Here is an 11194-nt window from a genome sequence, read left to right as displayed (position 1 = left end):
CCTTCGGGTCATTCTGTCGCTGACCGCCCAGCCAACGACACGGCGGCTGTGTAGATCAAGAACAACAGCGAGGTAGAGCCAACCCTCGGCAGTCCATATATAGGTGATGTCGCCTGCCCATTTTTGGCTGGGAGCAGCGGCAACAAAATCACCGTCAAGCCAGTTCGCCGCAATGCCAAGACGATGATTACTGTTGGTGGTGACCTTGTGCTTGCGAGTGCGAACTGGGCTTGGCTTTATGATCCCCCGGATCATAAGTTACCTGCGCTCCCGTTGATCCGCATTAAACGACCAACACGGCGCTCGCCTACAACGAGCCCTGCCTCGTTACCGCCCTCGATCACACTCTTTGTAGAACGTGAAATCAGCGCTTTCGAACGTGCCGTCCCGGCGCTTGGAATGGTCAAACAGGGGGATATTCGGTTCGATTGGGCTCACAGCTGCTTAAGCAGAGCGTTCTTCTCTTCCTTCAAGCTCGTGACAACATCAACAAAGACATTCACAATACACTCGACAATGACCCTGAAATGTTTTTTCGCATATAAAAATAGCGTTACAGTTTCGGCAGGAGAGGTCACTACTGCAATAGTGGCAGGCATCCCGGTCATCACGGGAGTCAAAAACCTTCAAATCGTCAGCGGAGGACAAACAACGGCGGCTGGCAGCTCTTGTGGGCCTTCGCGTTGCGTCTGCTTGGCTGACGAAGTTCGGCCGCAAAGATATTTTCGTTGTCGAGCTGCTTGACCGCGGACAAACTAGTTTTGGCAGACCAGTTTTACCTTTCTCAACATCATTACCTGGGGGTGCTCGACGGTGATCGGGGGCAAGCTCGGCGTCGACCGCGCTGTGGGCGAGACGAGATATTTTAAAATCGGTCAATGTCAGCACTTCGCGACCATCAGGCTGACAATGTCTTTCGCAAAAGCCATGACGTCTTTACCTGTCGCCTTATTTTCCTCCGAAGACATGGCGAGATCGAAGGCGGCCTGGTCGGCAAACGCCATTTCGACAATCATAAAGGGTTGGTCTGCGCCGAAGAGGTGCTTTTCAACCCGGTTGACCGTGAGCGACTTAAGGCCAGGCACTTCTTTGACGAGTGGCGAATGCACATTTTCATAATGCATATTGAACGCCGCTTCGTCTTCGGGTTTGCGATATATTGCGATCAGTTTTACAGTCATTTCGATTATTTCCTTTTGCTATCGCCGGTCAAATACGTGAACGGCTTTTCCTGTCGACCGAGCTATTGTTTCGGGACCAACGACCTCGACGGCTGTTGTTATCCCGACGGTTGTTTTCAATATATTCGCGAGTTCTGCGCCAATGGCTTCGCCTTCGCCCCGGCTCAGATAGCCCCGAGATTCGACTTTGATCAAAACCTCGTCGAGGCGGTTCGGACGCGTCAATTCGATTTCATAATGTCCGGTCAATGCGACGCATTTGAGTATCTGTTCTTCGATCTGGCTAGGAAACACGTTGACGCCACGAACGATCATCATATCATCAGACCGTCCAGCAATCCTCGCCATTCTGCGCATCGCGCCGTGGGTGCTGGGTAGCAAGCGCGTCAGGTCACGCGTGCGATAGCGGATGATCGGCATCGCCTGTTTCGTCAGCGATGTCAAAACCAGCTCGCCCTCTTCACCGTCAGTCAGTACTTTGCCGGTCTCGGGATTGACGATCTCTGGGTAGAAATGATCTTCCCAGATCGTGAGCCCATCCTGGCTATCGGCGTATTCCTGCGCGACACCCGGCCCTATCACTTCGGACAGGCCGTAAATATCCACCGCCGTGATATTGAAAATCGCCTCGATTTCAGAGCGCATCGCTTCGGTCCACGGCTCTGCACCAAAAATTCCAATGCGCAGAGATGTCGATGCAGGGTCGATACCTGCCGCACGCAATCCGTCGGCCAGGGCCAGCATATAGCTTGGCGTGACCATGATTATTTCGGGAGCGAAATCGGTGATGAGTTGCACTTGTTTTTCGGTTTGGCCGCCCGACATCGGAATCACGGTGCAGCCCAGTTCTTCCGCACCATAATGTGCACCCAAACCGCCTGTGAACAGTCCATAGCCGTAAGCGACGTGGACCTTCATTCCAGGCCTTCCACCTGCCACATATATCGAACGCGCAACAAGCTGCGCCCAAGTCGAAATATCATCGCGCGTGTAGCCAGCCACGCAGGGCTTCCCGGTGGTTCCCGAAGACGCATGGAGCCTGGCAATCTGCTCCGCGGGCACAGCGAAGAAACCGAAAGGGTAATTGTCGCGCAAGTCGGCCTTTGTAGTAAAAGGAAAGGTTGCGAGATCGTCGAGCGTAGCAATGTCGTTAGGATGGACGCCAGCTTTATCGAGCTTCGTCCTATATGCGGGGTTACCAGCATAGGCATGGGCGATCGAGGTCCGCAGGCGGTCCAACTGTAATATCTTGAGTGCAGAACCGTCAAGCTCAGTGCCGTCAAGACAGGTAGGTAGCGTTCTCATACTATGGCGTGTTCATGGTCAGCAAATCATAGGTTGCAACCACATCGTCGCCCTGATTGGTGACCAGCACCGACCAGCGCACTTCTCCCATTTCAGCATTGCGCAGCGATTTTGACTTTGCCGTCAGTGCAACTTTCATGCTGTCACCCGGTTTGAGCGGCTTCACGAAACGAAGCCGCTCCAGTCCGAAATTTGCGAGCACGGGACCAGGTGCTGGATCAACAAACAGACCAGCTGCAAAGGACAGGATCAGATAGCCATGCGCGACGCGGCCGCCGAAAATCGGGCTAGCAGCAGCAGCGACCTCGTCCATATGCGCGTAAAATGTATCGCCCGTGAAATGCGCGAAATGCTCAATGTCCTCCAGTGTTACCGTACGCCAGGCGCTATTGAACGTATAGCCGATTTCAAGTTCGCTCATTTTCTTGCGGAAAGGGTGGACGTCGCCTGTGGTTTGCGTAGTCCCAGGCAGATACTCGCCAATAATCGCCGCAAGCATGTCGGGCGTACCCTGTAGCGCAGAACGCTGCATTGCATGCTTGACCGCTCGCACGCCGCCCTGCTCTTCGCCACCGCCTGCACGTCCTGGTCCGCCATGGACTAAGACAGGAAGCGGCGTGCCATGGCCGGTCGATTCCTTCGCGCAGTCGCGATTTATGAAAACCATACGGCCGTGGAACGACCCCGCTCCCGAAACAATCTGCCGAACAACATCATTATCATGGCTGACCACAGACAGGGCAAGCGAGCCCTGTCCAAAGTTGGCAAGCGCGATAGCATCGTCGACATCCTTGTAAGGCATTAGCGTCGCTACCGGTCCAAACGCCTCCATTTCATGGATCGCGCTTGCCTTCCAAGGATCATCGGCGCGAAGTAGCAAGGGCGAAAGAAATGCACCCTTGTCTAGCCCGTCCCCCTTAAAGTTGGCCTCGTCGAGCGAACCAAAGACAATATCGGCAACTTTGGCTTGGAGCGCGACTTTTCCTAAAACGTCGGCGCGCTGACCCCGGCTGACGAGCGCGCCCATGCGTACATCGTCGCGGCGAGGGTCGCCGACGATGGTCGCTGCAAGTCGCCGTGAAAGAGCATCCTGCACCTCGTCCATACGATCTGCAGGAACAAGCGCGCGGCGGATAGCCGTACATTTTTGTCCAGCCTTTACCGTCATTTCCTTAGCGACTTCCTTGACAAACAGGTCGAATTCTGGCGTCCCTCCCATTGCATCCGGTCCGAGTATACTGGCGTTCAAGCTATCCCGCTCGGCGTTAAACAGCACTGCCTCGCGCGCGATAGCTGGATGTTGTTGTAGCTTTTCCGAGGTGGCGGCCGAACCGGTAAACGCGACCGAATCCTGTCCGGTCAGATGGTCGAGCAAATCACCCGTTGATCCTGAAATCAGTTGTAGTGCGCCATCAGGCAGTAAACCCGTTGCCAGCATAATCCTCACTGCGGCCTCGGCAATATAGCCCGTTTGCTGCGCAGGTTTAACAATGACCGGTAGCCCAGCAATAAGGGAGGGCCCGATCTTCTCAAGCATTCCCCATATAGGAAAATTGTAGGCATTGATGTGAACAGCGACGCCCTGTTTTGAACTATAAATATGCAATCCGGCAAAGCTTCCGGACTTACTCAACGGCTCAAACTCTCCATCGATTATTATATTCGAATTCGGCAGCTCGCGCTTTGCCTTGTTCGATGCGGAGAACAATGTCCCCGCCCCGCCCTCGATATCTATCCAACTGTCGGCCCGAGTTGCTCCCGTGTCGAATGACATTTCATAGAGTTTTTCCTTGTGTTCGCCAATCGCCTGCCCAAGCGCCTTGACGAGATTAGCTCGCTGGTGAAAGGTCATAGCGCGGAGCGCCGAGCCGCCCGAATTGCGCGCGTACGAAACCATAGCGCCGAAATCGAGGCCGTCGCTTCCAGTTTCGGCGACAATCTCGCCATTGATCGCGCTCTCGATGGGTGAAAGCCTTGTACTTCTAAACCATTTGCCTTCGGCGAAACTTTCTACTGTGCGAACGACCACTTCATCATTCCTTTCTTACCTGCCTTTGAATGCCGGGGGACGCTTTTCCGCAAAAGCGGCAACCCCCTCTGCATAATCTTCACTGAAGCCCAGCGTGCGCATCGCATCGCGTTCCGCATCCAGCTCATGATCGAGCGAATTCAGCATCGCTTCCCGCAAACGCTTTTTCGTGAACGCCAACCCCAATGTCGGCCCGGATGCAAATTTGGTGGCAAGCGCATCGACTGTTCCGACTAGCACGTCGTCATCAACACATTGCCAGATTAATCCCCACTGCTCCGCTCGCTCGGCACTAAGAGGTTCACCGGTCAAAGCCAGTCCCATCGCTCGAGAGAGACCGATCAAGCGAGGTAAAATCCAGGTCCCTCCCGAGTCCGGAATGAGCCCGATCGCGGCAAAAGACTGAATGAACTTAGCCGAACGCGCGGCGATCACAACATCGCACGCAAGTGCAATGTTCGCTCCTGCGCCCGCAGCAACACCGTTTACAGCTGCGATCACGGGCATTTCCAGCGCCGTCAATGTTCGGATCAGCGGATTGTAGAAACGCTCAACCGAATCTCCTAAATCTGTCTTGCCACCAGCGGGCGACACGGCACGGTCGGATAAATCCTGTCCGGCACAAAACCCGCGCCCTGCACCTGTCAATATTAGGCATCGCGCCCCCTGATCGACAATTCTAGTCAATGCGTCGCGCACTTCTTCATGCATCTCGACGGTAAAGCTATTCAGCCTGTCCGGTCTGTTGAACGTAATGCGTGCGACGTCCGATTCGACGGACAGAACTATCGTCTTATAATTCATTGCATTTTCGATCCTCGAAATCCCCGGATCGTTTCTATACTTGACCGTATGGTCGGTCAATCATTATGTGAGCAGGTTCGACGCTGGAAGGAAACGAAAGATATGAACCATGCCTATATTTGCGATGCTGTCCGAACACCCATAGGACGCTACGGCGGAGCACTTGCTTCGGTCCGGACAGACGATCTGGGCGCGGTTCCGCTTACAGCCCTCATGGAGCGTAACAAAGGTGTGGACTGGGAGGCGCTCGACGATGTCCTTTATGGTTGTGCTAACCAGGCAGGTGAGGATAATCGTAATATCGCACGAATGTCATTGTTGCTTGCCGGGTTGCCGGTTTCGGCTGGCGGGACAACGATCAACCGACTGTGCGGGTCTGGAATGGACACAGTTACGATGGCAGCGCAACGGGTGATGGCAGGAGCAGCCGATCTGGTGATAGCCGGCGGGGTTGAGAGCATGAGCCGCGCGCCTTTCGTAATACCCAAGGCAAACAATGCCTATGACCGCAGTGGACAGATGTTCGACACAACAATCGGCTGGCGCTTCGTCAACCCCGTGATCGCTGCGCTATACGGAATTGATTCTATGCCAGAGACTGCGGAGAACGTAGCCGAAGATTTCCGCGTCAGCCGTGCAGATCAGGATCTTTTCGCCATGGCGAGCCAAGACCGCGCCGCTGCAGCGCAAGCCAATGGCCGCCTGGCGCGAGAGATCGTTCCGGTGAAAGTCACACAAATGAAGGGCGATGCCATTTTCATCGACAAGGACGAACACCCTCGTCCAACAACGCTTGAAGCATTAGGCAAGCTGCAACCTATCGTTCGCCCCGAAGGAACGATAACCGCTGGTAATGCAAGCGGTGTCAACGACGGGGCAGCAGCGCTTATAATTGCCAGCGAAGCGGCAATCAAAAAACACGGCTTGACCCCGAGGGCGCGGGTTTTGGGGGGCGCGGTTGCTGGCGTGCCACCACGAATCATGGGTATTGGGCCGGCTCCTGCCACTCGCAAACTGTTGCACCGGCTGGATCTTGGCATCTCGGATATGGACATTGTGGAATTGAATGAGGCGTTTGCCGCACAAGGGATCGCGGTGCTACGCGAGCTGGGGCTACCGGATGTGGCAGAGCATGTTAACCCTAATGGTGGCGCCATCGCGCTTGGACATCCGCTCGGCATGTCGGGGACACGGCTAATACTTACTGCTATAGAAGAACTGCATCAGCGGCAACTTTCAAAAGCACTCGCCACTATGTGCATCGGCGTAGGGCAAGGCATCGCCATTGTTATAGAGCGCGCTTGAGTAATTAATTGACCGATTATTCGGTTAATGCTATTTAGAGAATATCGGAGCAGGTTATGTACACTACGGAATTGCAGAAAAGCCCCCGCATATTGCCCGTTTCCACCGAGGCCGCCGAGCAGACAGTCGCCTTCGATGCTCGGGTTGCAGGCGACGAGTATATCGAGCCTAAAGACTGGATGCCGGAGGCGTACCGCAAGACATTAGTGCGGCAGATTTCGCAGCACGCGCATAGCGAGATTGTCGGAATGCTGCCTGAGAGTAACTGGCTGACCCGCGCACCCTCGCTTCGACGAAAGGCGATCCTGTTCGCAAAGATTCAAGACGAGGGCGGGCATGGTCTCTATCTTTATGCTGCAGCCGAAACGCTTGGCACCAGCCGTGCCGAAATGATTGATGCGCTACACGGCGGCCGTGCGAAATATTCGACTATTTTCAATTATCCGACGCTGAATTGGGCCGATATTGGGGCAATCGGATGGCTTGTAGATGGTGCGGCAATTATGAATCAGGTGCCGCTGCAGCGCACCTCCTATGGCCCTTATGCGCGTGCAATGGTACGTATCTGTAAAGAAGAGAGTTTCCATCAGCGCCAAGGCTTCGATATCATGCTCCACATGGCGAAAGGCACAGCTGAGCAAAAGGCCATGGCACAGGACGCACTCAATCGCTGGTGGTGGCCAAGCCTGATGATGTTCGGCCCACCCGACGATAACTCGCCCAATTCGGCACAATCGATGCGCTGGCGAATTAAGCGCGAAACGAACGATGAGATCCGGCAGAAATTTATTGATGCGACGGTTCCACAAGCAGCGTTGCTTGGCCTAACGCTACCTGACCCCGACTTGAAATGGAACGACGCAAAGGGGGGGCATGATTTCGGCGCGATTGACTGGGAGGAATTCAATGCAGTCGTGCGCGGCGAGGGGCCTTGCGCGCTCGAACGGATCAGTGCTCGCCGCAAGGCATGGGATGAGGGAGCCTGGGTGCGGGATGCGGCGGATTCTTATGCCGCCAAACAGTCCAGCAAAAAGGCAGCATGAACATGTCATCCGACTGGCCCTTGTGGGAAGTATTCATTCGCGTGCGAGGTGGGCTTTCGCACCGACATGCGGGATCGGTTCATGCGCCCGACAGCGAAATGGCTATGCGTCATGCGCGCGACACTTATACAAGACGAATGGAGGGTGTCAGCCTATGGGTCATACAAAGCAATGATATTATTGCTTCCGATCCGGCTGATAGTGGCGCGTTGTTCGAACCAGCACAGGACAAGATCTATCGTCACCCGACCTTTTACACATTGCCTACCGAAGTAGAGCATATGTGATGGAGCGCGCGTTATATGATTATCTGCTGCGCCGCGGAGATGACAGCCTCATTCTGTCGCAGCGGCTGTCTGAATGGTGCGGTCACGCGCCAACCATTGAAGTTGACCTCTCACTCGCCAATCTAGGGCTCGATCTATTGGGACAGGCAACTCTTTTCCTAGATTACGCTGCATCGCTAAATACCGATGTTCACAATGCCGATGCGCTTGCCTTTCACCGCGATGCGGCAGAGTTTCGCAACTGCCTTTTGGTCGAGCAGCCCAATGGCGATTTTGCACAGACGATCGTTCGCCAGTTCCTCTATTCGACTTGGCAGAAGATGCTTTTCGACCGGCTGGCCTTTTCCAAAGACCCGACTGTTGCTGCCATCGCAGCAAAAGCGGTCAAGGAGATCAGCTATCACGCTGACATATCGGCGGACTGGATGATCAGGCTCGGAGGTGGCACCGATGAAAGCAGTCGCCGCCTTAAAGCCGGAGTCGAGTGGATGTGGCGGCTTGTTCCGGAATTGTTGGTCACGGACGAAATCGACAATGAATTGATCGCAAAGGAAATTGCGCCAGATCCGGCGAGTTTCGAAACCGATTTTATGACCAAGATAGCTGAAGTATTCGCCGAGGCGGGCCTCGATGTATCCCCGCTGCCTCGCAATTTTGCCAGCGGGCGGCGCGGGTACCATAGCGAACATCTAGGGCATTTGCTCTGCACAATGCAATATCTGCCGCGCGCTTATCCCGACGCGCAATGGTAGCAGGGTGACACATGACCTCGCCTCAATCCGCGCCATTCTGGCACAGGTGGCTGACCCTGAAATCCCAGTCGTTTCTATCGTGGATTTGGGCATAGTCCGCGAAGTGGGCGTCGGGCATGTCGCAGTCACACCGACCTATTCGGGTTGTCCTGCAACACATGTGATTGAGGCTGATATCCGCAAAGCACTGGATGCGGCAGGCTATCAGGACGTGCGAGTCGAAACGCGCCTCTCGCCGCCCTGGACGACCGAATGGATCACTTTGGAAGGACGCGACAAACTGAATGCCTATGGCATCGCGCCACCTGATCGGGGCACCTATGCATCTTGCCCACAATGCGGCAGCAACAATACCGAAGAATTAAGCCGTTTCGGCTCGACCCCGTGCAAGGCACTCTGGCGATGCCGGCAATGCCTGGAGCCTTTCGACCGTTTCAAATGCCACTGAGGTTTTATGTCATCAGCCTTTCATAAACTTAAAATTGCCGATGTCGTTCGTGAGACACCCGAGGCCATTTCGGTCTGCTTCGATCTTAAAGAAGCAGACAAAACTGCGTTTACCTTCCAACCAGGACAACACCTGACCCTTCGGACATTTATTGAGGGTGAGGAAGTCCGTCGCAATTATTCAATTTGCGCGGCACCGTCGGAAGGGCAGCTGCGTATCGCAATCAAAGCGATTCCCGGAGGACGGTTCTCGAACTGGGCGAACCAAAATCTCAAAGCGGACCACAGCATCGATGTAATGCCGCCTCACGGCGCCTTCACTCTCGAGTTTGCGTCCAATGGTGCTGCGCATTATGTTTTTTTCGCGGGCGGATCAGGAATAACCCCTGTGCTGTCATTGTTGAAAACAGCGCTTCTTGTCGAAGGACACAGCCGCGTTACGCTTATCTACGGAAACCGCGACACTGGCTCGATGATCTTTCTGGAGGAGCTCCAGAATCTCAAGAATAGATATATGAACCGGCTTACGCTACTCAACGTTCTGTCCGACGAGCTCGATGATATAGAGCTGTTTAACGGCATCTTGGATCGCGCCAAGTGCGATGACTTGCTGGATAGCATTCCGGAACTGGCAAGTGTCCGTGCCTTTTGCGTTTGCGGCCCAGGCCCGATGATGGATGCTGCACAAGCTGCGCTGCTTGCCCGCAATGTTGCAGCCGACCGCATACTGACCGAGCGCTTCACTGCTGGCCGCCCGTCGTCTAGCGAAACTGCAGTACTGGTTGCGCAAAGCAAAGAGGCTGCAGGCACACGGATGCGTGTTACCTTCGACGGCCGCACCCGCATGGTCGAATTTGATGCTGTTGCCGGTAACATTCTGGACAGCGCCAGGGCGAGAGGTCTGCCCGCACCCTATGCCTGCAAGGCTGGCGTTTGCGCTACTTGCCGCGCAAAGCTTGTTTCCGGAAAAGTCAAAATGGCTGCGCGCTACGGTCTGTCTGACGACGATGTTGCTAAAGGCTATATCCTTACCTGTCAGGCAATTCCAGCAAGCGACGACATCGTCGTCAACTTCGACGAGTAACGCTAACACCCGCTCCGTCGAAAACCGTCGAGTAAGACGCTAGTTGCAACCTCAGCAAGATCATCAGGCTTGATTTTGCCTTCGGGTGCGTGATCGGCCCAATGAGTGGTCAACAATCCGGCGTCATTGCCTCATTTTTTGCTGAACTTGCTGCGAATTTCTGTTGATGCCTTCTGCAACTGAGCATCAAAATCGCCTTGGATGGCAAACATGCCTTTCTGTAGTTCTATGGAGTTGCGTCCATATTTGATGGGTAGGAAGTAGGCCCCATTTTCATCCATCCATGCCCAGGACGTACGAGATAGCATGCCTTCTGTTGCGGATTTGATCAGACTAATCTGCTGATCAATACGGCGGATAAGTCGCTGACGACGCTGCGTTACAGCATGAACGGCCGTTGGCTTTTTGGTAGCAACGAACTTCAATTCCATGATCACATCTCCTTGTTGATGTGTTCATCGTCGGCACCTCTCGATTAAAGTGGCACTGGTTAAGTTGCGTTCAGGGCTGTCCACCAAACTTCTGGAGATTGATTGCCATTTCACGGCTGAGAGGAAGCCGCCGTGCATAAAAGACGCTCGATTTGCTCAACAGACGTTCCAGCGTTTTTAGCCAGGTTGAAGATGTTGACCTCACCGTGTGACAGGATCAACCGCATACAGATTGCCGTGTGCCTTAGAGAGTAGATCGTGTATTTGATCCCTGAAGCGGGATCGTGCTGAACCCCAGCTGTTTTCAGCACCTCCCGGAACTGCCGCTGAATGATCTTCGAGGCCGTCTCACGGTTCTGATATTCGGGCAAGAAACGGTAATCAGAAGGCTTGGCAGAAGGGTTACGTGCCATGATACGCTTCATCACGGGCACGGCACCCGGCATCGAGTTGGCAATTCTATGGCCGGTCTTTCCGTTGCGAATGGTCAGCAATAGGCGTTTTGGATCATCAGCAATTGTCACAT

The 11194-nt window shown here is 54.4% G+C and carries 12 protein-coding genes and 1 pseudogene; 6 read left to right on the top strand and 7 right to left on the bottom strand.

Annotated elements, in window-relative coordinates; genetic code table 11:
* The 5 genes and pseudogenes from ACILP3_RS06240 to paaG all read right to left on the bottom strand — a co-directional run.
* Positions 1–326 (bottom strand): annotated as a pseudogene (locus ACILP3_RS06240) (DDE-type integrase/transposase/recombinase); the annotation flags it as partial.
* Positions 327–881: 555 nt separating this feature from the next.
* On the bottom strand, positions 882–1181 hold the full coding sequence (locus tag ACILP3_RS06235; RefSeq protein WP_395615793.1) for an EthD family reductase: 300 nt from the start codon (positions 1179–1181) through the stop codon (positions 882–884).
* A gap of 18 nt (positions 1182–1199) precedes the next feature.
* Complete coding sequence (gene paaK / locus ACILP3_RS06230) at positions 1200–2486, bottom strand: phenylacetate--CoA ligase PaaK (protein ID WP_395615792.1); 1287 nt, start codon at positions 2484–2486, stop codon at positions 1200–1202.
* Position 2487: 1 nt separating this feature from the next.
* Positions 2488–4515 (bottom strand): phenylacetic acid degradation bifunctional protein PaaZ, encoded by a 2028-nt coding sequence (gene paaZ, locus ACILP3_RS06225; protein ID WP_395615791.1) that lies wholly within the window; start codon positions 4513–4515, stop codon positions 2488–2490.
* A gap of 15 nt (positions 4516–4530) precedes the next feature.
* Positions 4531–5379 carry a 2-(1,2-epoxy-1,2-dihydrophenyl)acetyl-CoA isomerase PaaG gene (paaG, locus tag ACILP3_RS06220; RefSeq protein WP_395615790.1) on the bottom strand — a complete coding sequence of 283 codons (849 nt, stop codon included), beginning with the start codon at positions 5377–5379 and terminating at the stop codon, positions 4531–4533.
* A gap of 42 nt (positions 5380–5421) precedes the next feature.
* Here paaG and pcaF point away from each other — a divergent pair, with 42 nt between their 5' ends.
* From pcaF to ACILP3_RS06190, 6 genes are read left to right on the top strand one after another with little or no spacing between them, the layout of a single operon-like run.
* Entirely contained in the window at positions 5422–6624 is a 1203-nt protein-coding gene (gene pcaF, locus ACILP3_RS06215; RefSeq protein ID WP_395615789.1) for a 3-oxoadipyl-CoA thiolase, read from the top strand.
* Between the two features lie 56 nt (positions 6625–6680).
* On the top strand, positions 6681–7667 hold the full coding sequence (gene paaA, locus ACILP3_RS06210; protein WP_395615788.1) for a 1,2-phenylacetyl-CoA epoxidase subunit PaaA: 987 nt from the start codon (positions 6681–6683) through the stop codon (positions 7665–7667).
* Entirely contained in the window at positions 7664–7954 is a 291-nt protein-coding gene (paaB, locus tag ACILP3_RS06205; protein WP_395615787.1) for a 1,2-phenylacetyl-CoA epoxidase subunit PaaB, read from the top strand. Before paaA ends, paaB begins: the two co-directional genes overlap by 4 nt.
* Positions 7954–8706, top strand: a complete 753-nt coding sequence (gene paaC, locus ACILP3_RS06200) for a 1,2-phenylacetyl-CoA epoxidase subunit PaaC (RefSeq protein ID WP_395615786.1) — start codon at positions 7954–7956, stop codon at positions 8704–8706. The genes paaB and paaC overlap by 1 nt, the downstream gene beginning before the upstream one ends.
* Before the next feature lie 4 nt (positions 8707–8710).
* Entirely contained in the window at positions 8711–9154 is a 444-nt protein-coding gene (gene paaD, locus ACILP3_RS06195) for a 1,2-phenylacetyl-CoA epoxidase subunit PaaD (protein ID WP_395615785.1), read from the top strand.
* A gap of 6 nt (positions 9155–9160) precedes the next feature.
* Entirely contained in the window at positions 9161–10237 is a 1077-nt protein-coding gene (locus ACILP3_RS06190; RefSeq protein ID WP_395615784.1) for a 2Fe-2S iron-sulfur cluster-binding protein, read from the top strand.
* A 131-nt stretch (positions 10238–10368) separates the two neighbouring features.
* Here the strand turns inward: ACILP3_RS06190 and ACILP3_RS06185 are convergent, their stop codons facing one another.
* Complete coding sequence (locus tag ACILP3_RS06185) at positions 10369–10668, bottom strand: hypothetical protein (RefSeq protein ID WP_395615783.1); 300 nt, start codon at positions 10666–10668, stop codon at positions 10369–10371.
* A 110-nt stretch (positions 10669–10778) separates the two neighbouring features.
* A complete protein-coding gene (locus tag ACILP3_RS06180; protein ID WP_395615782.1) occupies positions 10779–11192 on the bottom strand; it encodes a hypothetical protein in 414 nt (137 codons plus the stop codon).
* Positions 11193–11194: the final 2 nt, after the last annotated feature.

This window comes from Sphingorhabdus sp. (assembly GCF_044239665.1).
Taxonomy (GTDB): Bacteria; Pseudomonadota; Alphaproteobacteria; order Sphingomonadales; family Sphingomonadaceae; genus Sphingorhabdus_B.
This window is presented reverse-complemented; position numbering and strand designations above follow the sequence as displayed.